The following is a 15,399-nucleotide window of genomic DNA, read 5'->3' on the forward strand; positions in this document are numbered from 1 at the left end:
GGGCCGCAGGAGGAAGCCCCCCGGGCGAACGGCGAAATCGTGAGACGCGGGCCTATACACGCTTTCGGCGGGGCTTGCCAGAGGCCGCGCCGAGTTTTGTGAATCGGCGCCTAGCCCCGATAGGCGAACTGCAGCAGCAGCGTGCGCTGCAGGAACGAGAAATTGTTGTCCGACACCAGGGTGACGATGGTCTCCCCCTCGCCGTTCCGGTGCACGGCGATGCCCTCCATGTTGTCGATCTGCGAGGACATGTCGGCCGAGAGCACGATGGGTCCGTCGAGCGTCGCCCCTGCCCTGATCGAGGCAAGGTCGATGCGCCGCACGCGGAAGGCGACCCCTCGCCAGGCCGAGAACCAGCGCTCCAGCAGCAGCATGTCGCCGCCGGGCAGGAAGGCGAGGTCGGTGATGTCGAAATCGTTGGTGCGCTTGACGAAGATGTCGCGCGACGGCCCCTGGCCGATGAGGAACCCGCGGATGTCGCCGGCTGGGCTCAACGCGCTCTCCGACAGGGCGAGGAGCGTGCCGGCGAGCGGCGAGGGGCGCGGCAGCACGCCCAGCGCCTCGATGCCCCTGTTCGACGGCAGGCGGGTCTCGCCCATCGGCACCGGGCTCGGCACGCCACGGGCGAGCACGCCCTCGCGGCCGAACGTGTCGAAGCGGAAGATGCGGTGGGTACGCTCGACGCCGATATAAGCCGTGCCGCCCTCGATCCACAGGCTCTCCGTATCCCAGTTGCCCGATTGGGCGAGGGGCCGGCCGCCGGGGCCGAGCACCGCGGCCATGCGCGCCTTCGACAGGCCGGAGAGCCGCCCCCCTTCCAGGTCGATGCTCGCGGTGAGCCACTGCCCCTGGTCGGACAGGGCGGTGAGGCGCTGGCCCGTCGCGTCGGTGCGCAGCGACGACAGTCCGCCGAAGCCGCGGTAGTCGGACTGCAGCTCCAGGCCGCCGCGGAAGGCGAAGGCGCCGAACTGCTGCTTCTCCGCCTCGCGCGGCGTGAAGGCGTTGATGGGGAAGGAGCGGATGTCGATGTCCACCGGCGCCCGCGGCACGGGCCCGCGAGCGTCTGCGCCGGTCGCCAGCACCGGCAGCGCCGCGAGGCCTCCGGCCAGCGCCAGGACCCCGCGCCGCGTCGGATGGGGCATCAGGCGACCCGCCGCCGGGGGGCAGAGCCACCGGCCGCCGCTTCGCTCGCATGTTCGTCGAAGAGCTCGGCGAGCTTCTCGGTCATGGCGCCGCCCAGTTCCTCGGCGTCCACGATGGTCACGGCGCGGCGATAGTAGCGCGTCACGTCGTGGCCGATGCCGATGGCGATGAGCTCCACCGGCGAGCGGGTCTCGATCTCCTCGATGATCCAGCGCAGGTGGCGCTCCAGGTAGTTGCCCGGGTTCACCGACAGGGTGGAATCGTCCACCGGCGCGCCGTCGGAGATCATCATCAGGATCTTGCGCTGCTCGGAGCGGGCAAGCAGCCGCTTGTGCGCCCAGTCCAGCGCCTCACCGTCGATGTTCTCCTTGAGGAGACCCTCGCGCATCATCAGGCCGAGATTCTTGCGGGCGCGCCGCCAGGGGGCATCCGCCGCCTTGTAGATGATGTGGCGCAGGTCATTGAGGCGGCCGGGATTGGCCGGCTTGCCGTTCTGCAGCCAGTGCTCGCGCGACTGCCCGCCCTTCCAGGCGCGCGTCGTGAAGCCGAGGATCTCGACCTTCACGCCGCAGCGCTCCAGCGTCCGGGCGAGAATGTCGGCGCAGGTCGCCGCCACCGTGATGGGACGGCCGCGCATGGAGCCGGAATTGTCGAGCAGCAGCGTCACCACCGTGTCGCGGAAGTTCGTGTCGCTCTCCTGCTTGAAGGACAGCGCCGCCATCGGGTCCATGATGACGCGCGGCAGGCGGGCCGGATCGAGGATGCCCTCCTCCAGGTCGAAGTTCCACGAGCGGTTCTGCTGCGCCATCAGGCGGCGCTGCAGCCGGTTGGCGAGACGCGAAACGACGGGCCCCAGATTGGACAGCTGCTTGTCGAGATAGGCCCGGAGACGGTCGAGTTCCTCGGCGTCGCAGAGGTCCGGCGCGTCGATGATCTCGTCGAATTTCGGCGTGAAGGGCTTGTATTCAGGCCCCTTGCGCTCGGCGTTCTGGCTCTTCGGCCGCCACGGCTCGCTGGCATCCTCGGAATCCCCGAGGTCGTTCTCGTCGGGCAGCTCGGCGGTCTCGGCGTCGGAGGCCTCCTGGGCGCCTTCCGGCGACTCGTCGGCCATCTCCTCGGCATCCTCCATCTGCATGCCTTCGGAGGATTCCTCGTCCTGGCTGTCCGGGCTCTCGCCGGATTCAGGCGTTTCCTGCTCCTGGCTGTCGGAGCTGTCGTCGTCGTTGTCCTCGTCGGAGCGGCCCTGCTCGTCGCCCATGTCGAGCGAGGTGAGGAGTTCGCGCACCGCCTTGCCGAAGGCGCGCTGGTTGTTCTCGAGCCCGACCAGCGCCTCGAGGTTCTTGCCGGCCTTGCTCTCGATCGTGTCGCGCCACAGGTCGACGATCTTCGCCGCCTGCGCCGGCGCCGCCTGTCCCGTGAGCTTCTCGCGCACCATGAGGGCGAGGGCATCCTCCAGCGGCGCATCGGCCTTGTCGGTGATCTCCTCGTATTTACCCATGCGGTGGTAGTGGTCCTCCAGCCGCGCGGTCAGGTTCTGCGCGACGCCGGTCATGCGGTTGGAGCCGATCGCCTCGATGCGGGCGTTCTCCACCGCCTCGAAGACGGCGCGGGCGGCCTGTCCCTCGGGGATCATCGACCGGTGGACCTTGGAATTGTGCACGGCGAGCTTCAGCGCCATGGCATCGCCGTGGCCGCGCACGATGGCGGCGTCCTTCGGCGACAGCTTGCGCGGCGGCTCTGGCAGGCGCGCCTTGTCGCCGACCAGCCCCGGCTTGTCGGCGGCATAGGTGACCTCGAGGTCGCGGCGGGCGATGGCGCGCATGCAAGAGGCCACCGAGCGCTTGAACGGCTCGGTCGGGCTCTCCTTGGTGTTCGGCTTGGCCTTGGAATTGGAGCTCACGAAAGGTCCTTTTTCAGCCAGATGCGGCGATGGCCGGGCGGAAAATCGCCGAGCTCGCCGAAAACCTCATATCCCAGCTTCTGGTAGAAGCCGTCGCCCTGGAACGAGAACGTGTCGAGATAGACATGGCGTGCGCCACGCTTCGCCGCCACCGCCTCGGCCCGCGCCATCAGGTCCGTGCCGACGCCGGTGCCGCGCAGCGCCTCGTCGAGCCAAAGGAGCTCGATGAAGCACCAGTCCCACAGCGTGTGGCCGACGATGCCGCCCTTGACGGTGCCGGCCTCGTCGCGCACCGAAACGGCGAAGCGCTTCCACTTCGTCGGTCCGGCCTTCGCCGTGTTGTAGGCGACGAGGCCTTTGACCACGGCCCGCGCCGTCTCGGCGACGCGGCTGTCCTCGGCGATGCGAAAGCCGGCCTTCGGAGGTTGCGTCCGGCCAGCCATCGCTTCCCCGCAGATCCTCAGCTCAGCGCCACGTTGACGGCGCTTTCCGGCAGCTCCTGGCCGAAGCAGCGCTGGTAGAACTCGGCGACCAGGGTCCGCTCCAGCTCGTCGCACTTGTTCAGGAAGGTGAGGCGGAAGGCGAAGCCGATATCCTTGAAGATGTCGGCATTCTCGGCCCAGGTCAGCACGGTGCGCGGGCTCATGACGGTGGAAAGGTCGCCGTTCATGAAGGCGTTGCGGGTGAGGTCCGCCACGCGCACCATCTTGTTGACCTGGTCGCGGCCCTCGGCGGTCTTGGCGAAGTTCTTCGCCTTGGCGAGGATGATGCCGACCTCGTTGTCGTGCGGCAGGTAGTTCAGCGTGGTGACGATGGACCAGCGGTCCATCTGCGCCTGGTTGATCTGCTGCGTGCCGTGATAGAGGCCCGTCGTGTCGCCGAGGCCGACCGTGTTCGCCGTGGCGAAGAGGCGGAAGGCGGGATGGGGACGGATGACGCGGCTCTGGTCGAGCAGCGTGAGGCGTCCCGAGCTTTCCAGCACGCGCTGGATGACGAACATCACGTCCGGGCGGCCGGCGTCGTACTCGTCGAAGCAGAGCGCGACGTTGTGCTGGTAGGCCCAGGGCAGGATGCCGTCGCGGAATTCGGTGATCTGCTTGCCGTCCTTCAGCACGATCGCGTCCTTGCCGACGAGATCGATGCGGCTGACGTGACTGTCGAGGTTGACGCGGATGCAGGGCCAGTTGAGGCGGGCGGCGACCTGCTCGATATGGGTCGACTTGCCGGTGCCGTGATAGCCCGAGACCATGACGCGGCGGTTGTGCGCGAAGCCCGCCAGGATCGCCAGCGTGGTCGGCTTGTCGAACAGGTAGTCGGGGTCGAGGTCCGGCACGTGGTCGCCGCCCTGCGAATAGGCGGGAGCCACCATGTCCGAATCGATGCCGAACGTCTGGCGCACGGAAAGGGTCGTATCCGGGAGCCCGGACACATTGTCAGTCTGCACTGTCACGAAAGAACCTCCGATGCCGCGTTCGGCGCAGCGAGCCAAATCCTCATGATGGCGGCGACCTTACCAGATCGCATCCAAAGCCCGGAAGGGTGCCCTTCGCGGGAATGCCATTCGAAATTCTGATGCGTCGCATCATGGCGCCGACCGTGGTCAGGTCAGCAGAAGCCGACGGATTTCAGATAGTTGTAGGCCTGGATGATCTCGCGCAGCTTGTCCTCGCGCGAGCGGTCGCCACCGTTGGCGTCCGGATGCAGGCGCTTGGCGAGCTCCTTGAACCGCGCCTTGATCTCGGCGGCGGTGGCATGGATGTCGAGATTGAGGGCGTCGAGGGCCTTGCGCTCGGCGTTGCGGATCATCCGCCCTTCCGGCTCGGCGGGCCGCTCGCTGGCCTGCCGCCAGTCGGCGCCGTCGAACATGCCGAAGGGGTCGGCCGCCTTGCGCGGGTCGAAATGCGGCTTGGGCTCCTCGCGCCGCCCGCTCTTCGTCCAGGAGTTGACGCCCATGCTCCAGGTCGGCCGGTGGCCGGTCAGCGCGTCCTTCTGATAGGCCGCCACCGCCGCGTCGTTCATGCCGGCGAAGTAGTTGTAGCTGGCGTTGTATTCCTTGACGTGGTCGAGGCAGAACCAGACGAACTCGCCCTCGCGGTCGCGGCCCACCGGCGCACGGTGCGTCGCCTCGCAGGGGCAGCCCTTGAAGCCGCAGACGCGCATCCCGGGCCGGGCGCGGGCGCGCCGGTCGTCCTCGGGCTTGACCCGGATACGGTCGAAATAGGGCGAGTCGATCTTCATGGGATCCAGCGAAGCAGATGGCCGATTATGGGGATGCGGACCTGCCGCGGCAAGGCGAGAGGCCGGGCGGGGGACCCTCGCCCGCCGCCCTTGACCGCGGCGCGCGGCGCTGCGAAGGCTCGGCGCTCAACGCCACTTGCCGTTCGGGAACCGCCGTCATGTCCATGACCCTGCACTCTTCCGCTCTTTCCCCGTTCGGCCGCAAGGTGAAGCTGGCGTTGCACCACCTCGGGCTGATGTCCGGCGTGACCGTCGTGACGACGGATACGATGAACGCCGAGGATCCGATCCGCCGGACCAACCCGCTCGGCAAGATTCCCGCCCTCGTGCTCGCCGACGGCACCGTCGTCTATGACAGCCGCGTCATCCTCGAGCAGCTCGACATCGTGGCCGGGGGCGGCAAAATCCTTCCCGCCGAGCCGAAGGCGCGCATCGCCGCGCTCACCCTGCAGTCCCTCGCCGACGGCATCATGGATGCGCTCATCCTCACCCGCTACGAGGTGATGTTCCACGACGAGGCGGCGCGCTCGGAGAAGTGGTTCGCCCACCAGCGCGGCAAGGTCGAGCGCGCCATGGCGGCGCTGGAAGCCGCGCCGCCCGCCCTTGCCGTCCATGTCGGCACGATCACGCTGGCCTGCGCCCTCGGCTACCAGGACATCCGCTTCGAGGGCACCTGGCGCAAGAGCTACCCGAAGCTCGTCGCCTGGCTCGATGCCTTCATCGCCGAGATGCCGGCGGCCTGGGCCGAGACGACCCCGAAGACCTGAATGTCCTATTCGAGGCCGAATCGCAGTGCAGCCGCCGCCGCGATCGGTCCGAGCACCAGGCTCATCAGCGACAGCGCGACGAGGATCGTGAAGGGCTGGCCGAAGGGCAGCGGGCCGACGATGGCGGCATTCGTCGCCGCCACGCCGAAGATCAGCACCGGGATCGTCAACGGCAGCACCAGGATGGCCATCAGCAGACCGCCGCGGCGCAGCGCCACCGACAGGGCAGCCCCCACCGCCCCGATGAGGCTCAGCGCCGGCGTTCCCGCCGCCAGCGTCAGGGCCACGGCGCCCATCGCCTCCGGCGGCACGTTGAGGAAGAGACCGAGCAGGGGAGCGGCCGCCACCAGCGGCAGGCCGGTCGCGAGCCAGTGGGCAGCGGCCTTGGCGGCGATCACCAGGGGCAGGGGTGTCGGCGCCATCATCATGACATCGAGCGAGCCGTCGTCGGCATCCGCCTGGAACAGCCGGTCGAGGCCGAGAAGGGTCGCCAGCAGCGCCCCGATCCACAGGATGGCCGGGCCGATGCGGGCGAGCAGGTTCATGTCCGGCCCCACCCCGAAGGGCACGATGGTGACCACCGCGAGGAAGAAGACGACGCCGACCATGGCACCGCCGCCGATGCGCATGGCGAGCGTCAGGTCGCGGCGGAAGATGGCGGCGAGCGGACCGGTCATGCCGCCCGTCCGATGGCGAGTTCGCGCGTCGGCAGGCCGAGCGGCCCATGGGTCGCGGCCATGACGACCCCGCCGGCGGCGACATGGTCGGCCATGATGCCCGCCAGCACCTTCTGGCTGGCGAGGTCGAGGGCGGCCGTCGGCTCGTCGAGCAGCCAGATCGGCCGGGCGACGGTGATGAGGCGGGCGAGGGCCAGCCGCCGTCGTTGGCCCGCGGAGAGATAGCCCGCCGGCAGGGCGGCGAGATGGGCGATGCCGAGCCGTTCCATGGCGGCCTCGGGGCTCCCGCCGCCGCCGCCGAGATAGGCGGTCCAGAAGGCGAGGTTCTCGGCCACGGTCAGCGATCCCTTGAAGGCGTCCTGGTGGCCGCAATAGTGGCAGTGCTCGCCGATGCTCGCCTCGGGATCGCCGCCCTCCAGCGCGAGGCGGCCGCCCTCGATGCGCACCAGCCCCGCGACGAGCCGCAGGAGGCTCGACTTTCCCGCCCCGTTCGGGCCGGTCACCTGCACCGCCTCGCCCGCCGCGACGGAAAAGCTAAGGTCGGCGAAGACGATTCGGCCGCCGCGCTGGCAGGTCAGGGCATGGGCGGTCAGGCGCATCATGCCGCATTCCTACGCGACGAAAGGGTGACCTGCGAGAGGCGATAAGCGCTTCTAACCATATGGCGGGCTGATTGGAATCCCTCTATAACGCCGCCGATCGGCCGCCGCGTCTCATGCGTCTTCTCTGGGCCCAGGGTTTTTAGGGCGCGACGTCGGCCTCCAGAACGAGGGGATCATCGACACATGTCGCTCGACAGCTTCAAGGCCCGCAAGACGCTCAAGGTCGGCTCTAAGTCCTACGTCTATTACAGCCTGAAGGAGGCCGAGAAGAACGGCCTCGCCGGTATTTCGGCCCTGCCCTTCTCGATGAAGGTGCTGCTCGAGAACCTGCTGCGCGCCGAGGACGGCCGGTCCGTCACCAAGGCCGACATCGAGGCCGTCGCCGCCTGGATCAACGACAAGGGCAAGGCCGGCAAGGAGATCGCCTTCCGCCCCGCCCGCGTGCTGATGCAGGATTTCACCGGCGTTCCCGCCGTCGTCGACCTCGCCGCCATGCGCGACGCCATGAAGGCCCTGGGCGGCGATCCCCAGAAGATCAACCCGCTGGTCCCCGTCGACCTCGTCATCGACCACTCGGTCATCGTCGACGAATTCGGTTCGCCCAAGGCCTTCAAGAAGAACGTCGACCTCGAATATGCCCGCAACGGCGAGCGCTACCGCTTTCTGAAGTGGGGCCAGCAGGCCTTCAAGAACTTCTCCGTCGTGCCGCCCGGCACCGGCATCTGCCACCAAGTGAACCTCGAGTACCTCGCCCAGACCGTCTGGACGAAGAAGGAAAAGGCCGTGAAGACGGTCGCCGGCAAGAAGACGACCGTCACCTACGAGGTCGCCTATCCCGACACGCTGGTCGGCACCGACAGCCACACCACCATGGTCAACGGCCTCGCCGTTCTCGGCTGGGGCGTCGGCGGCATCGAGGCTGAGGCCGCCATGCTCGGCCAGCCCCAGTCCATGCTTCTGCCCGAGGTCATCGGCTTCAAGCTGACGGGCCGCCTGAAGGAGGGCGTCACCGCCACCGACCTCGTGCTCACCGTCACCCAGATGCTCCGCAAGAAGGGCGTCGTCGGCAAGTTCGTCGAGTTCTACGGCCCCGGCCTCAACAACATGACGCTGGCCGACCGCGCCACCATCGCCAACATGGCCCCCGAATACGGCGCCACCTGCGGCTTCTTCCCCGTCGACGAGGAGACGCTGAACTACCTCACCACCTCCGGCCGCAAGTCGGCGCGCATTGCCCTGGTGGAGAAGTATTCGAAGGCCCAGGGGCTGTTCCGCACCAAGGCCTCGCCCGATCCGGTCTTCACCGACACGCTGGAACTCGCGCTCGATACGGTCGTGCCCTCCATGGCCGGCCCGAAGCGTCCCGAGGGCCGCGTCGCGCTGGAGGCCGTCGGCGCCGGCTTCGCCGATGCGATGGAGAAGGACTACAAGAAGGCGGCCGAGATGAGCCGCCGCGTCAAGGTGGAGGGCCGCGACTTCACCCTCGGCCACGGCGACGTGGCGATCGCCGCCATCACCTCCTGCACCAACACCTCGAACCCGGCGGTGCTCTTCGCGGCGGGCCTCCTCGCCCGCAACGCGGTGGCCAAGGGTCTGAAGACCAAGCCCTGGGTGAAGACCTCGCTCGCCCCCGGCAGCCAGGTCGTCGCCGAGTACCTGGCGAATTCGGGCCTGCAGAAGGACCTCGACAAGCTCGGCTTCAACCTGGTCGGCTTCGGCTGCACCACCTGCATCGGCAATTCCGGCCCGCTGCCGGCGGAAATCTCCAAGGCCATCAACGACGCCGGCCTCATCGCCTCGGCCGTGCTGTCCGGCAACCGCAACTTCGAGGGCCGCGTCTCCCCCGACGTGCAGGCGAACTACCTCGCCTCCCCGCCGCTCGTCGTCGCCTATGCGCTCGCCGGCTCGGTGACGCTGGACCTCACCAAGGACCCGCTCGGCACCGACAAGAAGGGCAACCCGGTCTATCTGAAGGACATCTGGCCCTCCTCGCAGGAGATCAACGCCTTCATCGCCAAGAACGTCACCAAGAAGCTCTTCAAGGAGCGCTATGCCGACGTGTTCAAGGGCGACGCCAACTGGGCGAAGGTGAAGGCGCCGGTCGGCCAGACCTATGCCTGGGACGACGGCTCGACCTACGTGCAGAACCCGCCCTATTTCGTCGGCATGGGCATGAAGCCGAACGCCATCAGCAACATCGAGGGCGCCCGCGTCCTCGGCCTGTTCGGCGACAAGATCACCACAGACCACATCTCGCCGGCAGGTTCCATCAAGGCCGCCAGCCCGGCGGGCAAGTACCTGATCGACAACAAGGTGGATGTCGCCGACTTCAACCAGTACGGCACGCGCCGCGGCAACCATGAAGTGATGATGCGCGGCACCTTCGCCAACATCCGCATCCGCAACTTTATGATGGGACCGAACGGCAAGGAAGGCGGCTACACGATCCACTATCCCTCGAAGGAGGAGATGTCGATCTACGACGCCGCCATGAAGTATCGCGCCGAGAAGGTGCCGCTGGTCGTCTTCGCCGGCGTCGAATACGGCAACGGCTCGTCGCGCGACTGGGCGGCCAAGGGCACCAACCTGCTCGGCGTGCGCGCCGTCATCGCCCAGTCCTTCGAGCGCATCCACCGCTCCAACCTCGTCGGCATGGGCATCGTGCCCTTCACCTTCGAGGAGGGAACGACCTGGACCTCCCTCGGCCTGAAGGGCGACGAGAGCGTCACCATCAAGGGTCTGGAAACGGTCAAGCCGCGCCAGAAGATGACCGCCGAGGTCACCTTCGCCGACGGCAAGGTGAAGAAGGTGCCGATCCTCTGCCGCATCGATACGCTGGACGAGATCGAGTACTTCAAGAACGGCGGCATTCTGCAATACGTGCTGCGCGACCTCGCCGCCTGAGGCGGGGATCGAGTGGCGGTATCATGACGACGACGGCGGCTTGGCAAGCGCTGAGCCGCCGTTATGCTGTGAATCCGGGGGGCTCACGGTCGTTTGCACGGTTTTCACCCAACCGTGAGTGGCGGTGAGAGGTGCCGCGGGCGTAAACAGCGCTCGCGGGACCGGATGGGTCCCCGAAATCGGGGCGGAATCCGATGGTGATGGGCAGGCTGTTCGGCGCGCTCGCGTGCGCCATGATCGCGTGGGGAGGAGCGGAGGCGACGCCGCTCCAGCGTCCCCGCGCCGTGATCGAGCTCTTCACCAGCCAGGGCTGCTCGTCCTGCCCGCCGGCCGACCGCTTCGTCGCCGACATGGCCGACCGCCCCGATATCGTCGCGCTGACCCTCGCCGTCGACTACTGGGACTATCTCGGCTGGCGCGACACGCTCGCCCACCCGATCCACAGCAAGCGCCAGAAGGCCTATGCCTATATGCGCGGCGACCGGCAGATCTACACGCCCCAGATGATCGTCAACGGCGTCGGCCACGCCATCGGCTCGGACCGGGCCGCGGTCGAGCGCGTCACCGAACAGACGCGCGGCCTTCCCGGCGTTCTCTCCGTGCCGGTGACCCTGCGCATCAGCGGCGACACGATCACCGTCACCCTTCCGCCGGCCGTTGCTGGCCCCGGAGCCGACAGCCCGGCCACCGTCTTCCTCTACGGCGTCGCCTCCCGCCAGCCGGTCGACATCACCCGCGGCGAGAATCGCGGCCAGACCGTGATCTATCGCAACGTCGTGCGGTCACACGCCATCCTCGGCGAATGGACGGGGGGCGAGCGCACCTTCAGCGTCTCGCGCCGCGAACTGGTCTCGCCGGAATGCGAGCGCCTCGCCGTCGTGGTGCAGGCGGGAACCCCGCGCCGGCCGGGCATCATCTACGGCGCCGCCCTCATCGAGATGCCGGCGCTCGCCATCCACTGACGACGGAGAGCGGCCCTCAGGCCCGCGCCATCCACACCATGTCGGGGGCGACGATGCCGGGCACGTCCTCCTCTTCGATGCGCCGGACGGCATCCACCGACACCATCTTCTCGGCGTTCAGCGGGCAGATGCCGCGCCGCACGAGCTCGCGGCCGAGGCTCTTGCGGGCCTGCGCCGCCGCCGTCTCCGCGACGTCGGCCTCGATGAAGCGGATGGCCGCAAATCGCGAGCCGGCCTCGAGGGCGGTTTCTCCGTGGGCGTCACAACGGTACCAGGGCATGTTTCCGTCCGATTTCCTGATCAAACCTCTCTCAACCACGTCGAGGTTGAGAGAGCGTTGAGAAGTTTGCTTAACCATTCATGGCCCATCCATGCAGGCCATGGGCATGGGTGGTCCGTGACAAGGAAAAGGTTCGATGGCTGACTGTGACCTGAACGAGAGCGGCGTGCTCCTGCCGCGCCGCGCCCTCATCATCGGCGGCGGCGCCTCGCTCCTCCTCGCCGGCTGCTCGGCGCCCCCGGTGGCGGCTCCATCCCAGCCGAGCTTCTACCGCAACCTCGCGCAGGCCGGCGCCCGCGTCGACGCGGCCATGGCCGCCGAGATGATCTCCGGCTTCCGCCGCAACAACGGCCGCGGCAACCTTAGCGTCGATCCTGTGCTGATGGCGGTGGCCGAGGCCCAGGCCTCCGCCATGACCCAGGCGGACCAGGTGGGCGTGCGCACCGGCGTCGTCGCCGCCCGCCTCACCACCGCCGGCTATCGCCACCGCACGGCGGTCGAGAACACCTCGGCAGGCTATCTCACCCTCGCCGAGGCCTTTTCCGGCTGGCGCGATTCGCCGCCCCACCGCGCCAACATGCTGAACCCCGCCGTCACCCGCCTCGGCATCGCCACCGGCTACCGGCCGGGCTCACGCTACCGCGTCTTCTGGGCCCTCGTGCTGGCGGAGCCCACCGCAACGGCGTGAGGCGGGCTCACGCCGCCTTCTTGCCGTGGTGGCTGTGCAGCTTGGCGCTCATCACGCGACGGATGTCGTTGAACTCGATGCTGGCCACGTCGCGCGGCCGCTGCAGCAGCAGCGGATTGTCGCTCTCGATCCGCCCAGGGCCGGGCGTCATCACCACCACGCGGTCGGCGAGGAAGATCGCCTCCTCGATGGAGTGGGTGACGAAGACCACGGTCAGGCCCGTGCGCTGCCAGATGTCGAGGAGCTCGTCCTGCAGCCGCTCGCGCGTCATGGCGTCGAGCGCGCCGAAGGGCTCGTCCATCAGCACGATCTCCGCGTCGTTGGCGAGCACGCGTGCGATCGCCACGCGCTGCTTCATGCCGCCCGAGAGCTGGTGCGGATAGGCGTTGGCGAACTTGGCGAGGCCGACGAGGTCGATGAACTTGTCGACCGTCTCCTTGACCACCGAACGCGCGAGGCCGCGGGAGGCGGGCCCGAAGCCGATATTGTCCCGCACCGAGAGCCAGGGGAACAGCGCATAGTCCTGGAAGACCATGCCGCGGGTCGGGTCCGGCCCCTTGATCGGCGAGCCCCACATCAGCGCCTCGCCGGTCGTCGGCTGCTCGAAGCCGGCGATGATGCGCAGCAGCGTGGACTTGCCGCAGCCGGACGCGCCGATCAGGCAGACGAACTCGCCCTTGCGGATGGAGATGTTGGCGTCGTGCAGGGCATTGATCGTCTGGTCCTGCAGCTTGAAGACCTTCGATACCTGCTTGATCTCGATGATCGGCGTCTTGGATTCAGCCATGATGGGTCGGGCTCCAGGCGAGCAGGCGGTTGCCGATCATCACGACGATCCGGTCGGAGACGTAGCCGGCGATGCCGATGATGATCATGCCGCAGATGACGAGTTCGGTGCGTGACAGCGTGCGGCCGTCCATGATGACGGCGCCGAGGCCTTGCGGCACACCGGTCATCTCGCCCACCACGATGACGAACCAGGCGAGGCCGAGGCCGAGGCGGAGCCCCGTGAAGATCGAGGGCAGGGCCGCCGGCAGCACTACCTTGTAGAACTGCGCGTTGCCCTGGCAGCCGAGCATGGAGGCCGCCTCGAAGAGCTTGGGGTCCACCGAGCGGACGCCGAAGATCGTGTTGAGCAGGATGGGATAGAAGGCGCCGAGGCAGACCAGGGCGAAGGCCGAGCGCGGCCCGAGGCCGAAGAGGATCATCGAGAGCGGCAGCCAGGCGGTCACCGGAATGGGGCGCATCACCTGCAGGAAGGGGTCCAGCACCATCCGCGCCGTCGGGATGCGCCCGATCATCAGGCCGAGCGGCAGGGCGAACAGCGCCGCGAGGGCGAAGCCGCCATAGACGCGGCTCATCGAGGCCAGGAGATGGGTCAGCAGCGTCGCCGAGAAGGCGTCGTCGTAGATGCCGCCGACGGCGAAGTCGATCATGTACTCGCCGACCTCGTAGGGAGTCGGGATGAGGCGGGTCCAGCGCTGGGTGGTCGCCACCTGCCAGAAGGCGAGGAGCAGTGCCGGTACGATCATCGCCAGCACGAAGGGCTTCACCCGCGCCCAGGGCGTCTTGCCGGCGGGCTTCTCGATGATTACGGCCGCCGGCGGCGGCACCGTCTCAACCAGCGCCATGGGGGCTGTCCTCTCGTGGCTCGCAATGGGGTGGCGCCGCCCGCGGCGGGGCGGGCGGCGCCGGGTCGGTCCGCGCGATCAGGCGGAGATCTCGTTGGAGAACTTCGGGTTGAGGAACTTGGCGAAGTCCGGCAGGGCGCGGATCTGGCGGAGCGACAGCATCTGCTCGGCATAGGTCCTGGCCTGCTTCTGCACGGTCTCGTCCAGCTTCCAGACGTATTCGATGTTGTTGGCACCCAGCGCCTGCTCGACCGCGGCGCGGTTGGCGCCGAGCCGCTGCACGGTGGTGTCGGCCACCACCTGCTTGTTGGCGTTCATGAACTCGACCGCCTGGCGGTGGATCTTCAGCATGGTGGTGATCAGCTCCGGCTTCGCCGCAACCGTCTCCTCGTGGGTGCCGAAGATCATGTTGAGCCCGCCCATGGCCGTGCCGTAGGGATATTCGACCAGTTGGCCGACGCCCGAGGTGATCGACAGGGCCGGGCCCGGCTCGGCGCCGACATAGGCGTCGATGTCACCGCGCGACAGCATGGCGTGCATCTCGCCGAAGGGCACGCGCACCGAGGTGATGTCGCGGATGGAGAGGCCCTCCATACGCAGGCGCTCCATGATGAAGACCTCCTGGGTCGAGCCCGGCCAGATGCCGACGCGCTTGCCCTTGAGGTCCTTTACCGTCTTCACGTCGGAGCCGGCCTTGGAGATGACGCCCATGCCCTTGTTGGACAGGGCGCCGACCACCACCACCGGCTCGCCGGCGGCCGCCCCCAGGATCGCCGCGGCGATGCCGAAGGTGCCGAAGTCGACCGACTTGGTGACGACGGCGTTCTTGCCGTCGGTCGGTGAGTCGAAGGTGATGATCTCGATCTTGGTGCCGGCCGGCGCGAAGCGCTCGTAGAAATGCGGCGGCATGGAGTGGATGAGGCGCAGCGCGCCCATCTTGATCACGCGCTCCTGGGCGCGCAGCACGGAGGGGGCCGAGAGGGTGCCGGCGGCGAGGCCGGCGCCGATGAGGAAGTGACGACGAAGGATCATCTGAGTGCTCCAGTGGAAGGGTGCGGGTTCATCCCGTCTGCTTGTGCCGCCCCGCCGCCGACGCGCCGGGGGATGAGGGGGTCATGCGCGGCTCAGGCCGCCCGTCCGGCGAGCGCAGCGACATAGGCGCGCCAGCCGCCGTGGGCGGTGATGTCTTCGGCTCCCGCCAGGCCCTCGGGCTCGACGAGGAAGCCCTTCGGGGTGGTGCCGTCGGCGAGCTTCAGCGTGCCGATGCCGAGCGGAGAGGGAATGGTGTCGACGAAGGCGCCGAAGCCCGCGGCGGGCAGGGCCCAGACCTCGCAGGCGATGGCGGCGCCGGTTCCCGCCGCGACGCGGATCAGGCCCGGCCGCTTCGGCGGCCCGCCCGCCAGCGCATAGAGCCTGTAGTCGGGCTGGGTCTGCACGACCCTGCGAAAGGTGGCGCCGCGGCTGGTCAGCTCGCCGTTGAGCGGCATGCCGGAGAGGTGCGCCCCCACGACGACGATCTCGATCAGGTCCTGCAAGGCTCCCTCCCCGGGCTCTTGTTGGTCGTGGGCATCGCTCTCGTCCCCGCGGTGCTCATGCCGCCGCCGTGG

At 68.3% G+C, this 15,399-nt stretch carries 16 protein-coding genes; 4 read left to right on the forward strand and 12 right to left on the reverse strand.

Annotated features, from left to right (window positions below):
• Positions 1 to 110: 110 nt before the first annotated feature.
• The 5 genes from ACT6XY_RS11690 to ACT6XY_RS11710 form a co-directional block, all read right to left on the reverse strand.
• Positions 111 to 1,142, reverse strand: a complete 1,032-nt coding sequence (locus ACT6XY_RS11690) for an esterase-like activity of phytase family protein (protein WP_444748496.1) — start codon at positions 1,140 to 1,142, stop codon at positions 111 to 113.
• The gene (gene cobT / locus ACT6XY_RS11695) at positions 1,142 to 3,043 is read right to left on the reverse strand and encodes a cobaltochelatase subunit CobT (RefSeq protein WP_444748497.1); all 1,902 of its coding nucleotides are present in this window, start codon (positions 3,041 to 3,043) and stop codon (positions 1,142 to 1,144) included. The genes ACT6XY_RS11690 and cobT overlap by 1 nt, the downstream gene beginning before the upstream one ends.
• On the reverse strand, positions 3,040 to 3,486 hold the full coding sequence (locus ACT6XY_RS11700) for a GNAT family N-acetyltransferase (RefSeq protein ID WP_444748498.1): 447 nt from the start codon (positions 3,484 to 3,486) through the stop codon (positions 3,040 to 3,042). Before ACT6XY_RS11700 ends, cobT begins: the two co-directional genes overlap by 4 nt.
• A 17-nt stretch (positions 3,487 to 3,503) precedes the next feature.
• Entirely contained in the window at positions 3,504 to 4,493 is a 990-nt protein-coding gene (gene cobS / locus ACT6XY_RS11705; protein WP_444748499.1) for a cobaltochelatase subunit CobS, read from the reverse strand.
• A gap of 155 nt (positions 4,494 to 4,648) precedes the next feature.
• Entirely contained in the window at positions 4,649 to 5,281 is a 633-nt protein-coding gene (locus ACT6XY_RS11710) for a J domain-containing protein (protein ID WP_444748500.1), read from the reverse strand.
• A 158-nt stretch (positions 5,282 to 5,439) separates the two neighbouring features.
• On the opposite strand from ACT6XY_RS11710, the gene ACT6XY_RS11715 reads away from it, so the two are divergent.
• On the forward strand, positions 5,440 to 6,048 hold the full coding sequence (locus ACT6XY_RS11715) for a glutathione S-transferase family protein (RefSeq protein ID WP_444748501.1): 609 nt from the start codon (positions 5,440 to 5,442) through the stop codon (positions 6,046 to 6,048).
• A 5-nt stretch (positions 6,049 to 6,053) separates the two neighbouring features.
• Here ACT6XY_RS11715 and ccmB read toward each other — a convergent pair whose 3' ends face one another.
• Together ccmB and ccmA are read right to left on the reverse strand one after the other, a co-directional pair.
• Positions 6,054 to 6,725: a heme exporter protein CcmB gene (gene ccmB / locus ACT6XY_RS11720; protein WP_444748502.1), complete on the reverse strand. Its 672-nt coding sequence runs from the start codon at positions 6,723 to 6,725 to the stop codon at positions 6,054 to 6,056.
• Entirely contained in the window at positions 6,722 to 7,324 is a 603-nt protein-coding gene (gene ccmA, locus ACT6XY_RS11725; protein ID WP_444748511.1) for a heme ABC exporter ATP-binding protein CcmA, read from the reverse strand. Before ccmA ends, ccmB begins: the two co-directional genes overlap by 4 nt.
• A 186-nt stretch (positions 7,325 to 7,510) precedes the next feature.
• On the opposite strand from ccmA, the gene acnA reads away from it, so the two are divergent.
• Both acnA and ACT6XY_RS11735 read left to right on the forward strand, forming a co-directional pair.
• Positions 7,511 to 10,231, forward strand: coding sequence for an aconitate hydratase AcnA (acnA, locus tag ACT6XY_RS11730; protein ID WP_444748503.1), 2,721 nt, complete (start codon positions 7,511 to 7,513; stop codon positions 10,229 to 10,231).
• A gap of 200 nt (positions 10,232 to 10,431) precedes the next feature.
• Positions 10,432 to 11,193: a DUF1223 domain-containing protein gene (locus ACT6XY_RS11735; protein WP_444748504.1), complete on the forward strand. Its 762-nt coding sequence runs from the start codon at positions 10,432 to 10,434 to the stop codon at positions 11,191 to 11,193.
• Positions 11,194 to 11,209: 16 nt separating this feature from the next.
• Here the strand turns inward: ACT6XY_RS11735 and ACT6XY_RS11740 are convergent, their stop codons facing one another.
• Positions 11,210 to 11,473 (reverse strand): hypothetical protein, encoded by a 264-nt coding sequence (locus ACT6XY_RS11740; protein WP_444748505.1) that lies wholly within the window; start codon positions 11,471 to 11,473, stop codon positions 11,210 to 11,212.
• A gap of 136 nt (positions 11,474 to 11,609) precedes the next feature.
• Between ACT6XY_RS11740 and ACT6XY_RS11745 the strand changes: the two genes are divergently transcribed.
• Positions 11,610 to 12,161: a CAP domain-containing protein gene (locus tag ACT6XY_RS11745; protein WP_444748506.1), complete on the forward strand. Its 552-nt coding sequence runs from the start codon at positions 11,610 to 11,612 to the stop codon at positions 12,159 to 12,161.
• Between the two features lie 7 nt (positions 12,162 to 12,168).
• Here the strand turns inward: ACT6XY_RS11745 and ACT6XY_RS11750 are convergent, their stop codons facing one another.
• The 4 genes from ACT6XY_RS11750 to ACT6XY_RS11765 form a co-directional block, all read right to left on the reverse strand.
• Positions 12,169 to 12,948, reverse strand: a complete 780-nt coding sequence (locus ACT6XY_RS11750) for an ABC transporter ATP-binding protein (protein ID WP_444748507.1) — start codon at positions 12,946 to 12,948, stop codon at positions 12,169 to 12,171.
• On the reverse strand, positions 12,941 to 13,792 hold the full coding sequence (locus tag ACT6XY_RS11755) for an ABC transporter permease (RefSeq protein WP_444748508.1): 852 nt from the start codon (positions 13,790 to 13,792) through the stop codon (positions 12,941 to 12,943). The genes ACT6XY_RS11750 and ACT6XY_RS11755 overlap by 8 nt, the downstream gene beginning before the upstream one ends.
• Before the next feature lie 78 nt (positions 13,793 to 13,870).
• Entirely contained in the window at positions 13,871 to 14,824 is a 954-nt protein-coding gene (locus ACT6XY_RS11760; protein WP_444748509.1) for an ABC transporter substrate-binding protein, read from the reverse strand.
• A gap of 92 nt (positions 14,825 to 14,916) precedes the next feature.
• A partial coding sequence (locus ACT6XY_RS11765; RefSeq protein WP_444748510.1) for an allophanate hydrolase-related protein occupies positions 14,917 to 15,399 on the reverse strand: 483 nt, incomplete at its 5' end.

The organism is Phreatobacter sp. (assembly GCF_052440005.1).
Taxonomy (GTDB): domain Bacteria; phylum Pseudomonadota; class Alphaproteobacteria; order Rhizobiales; family Phreatobacteraceae; genus Phreatobacter.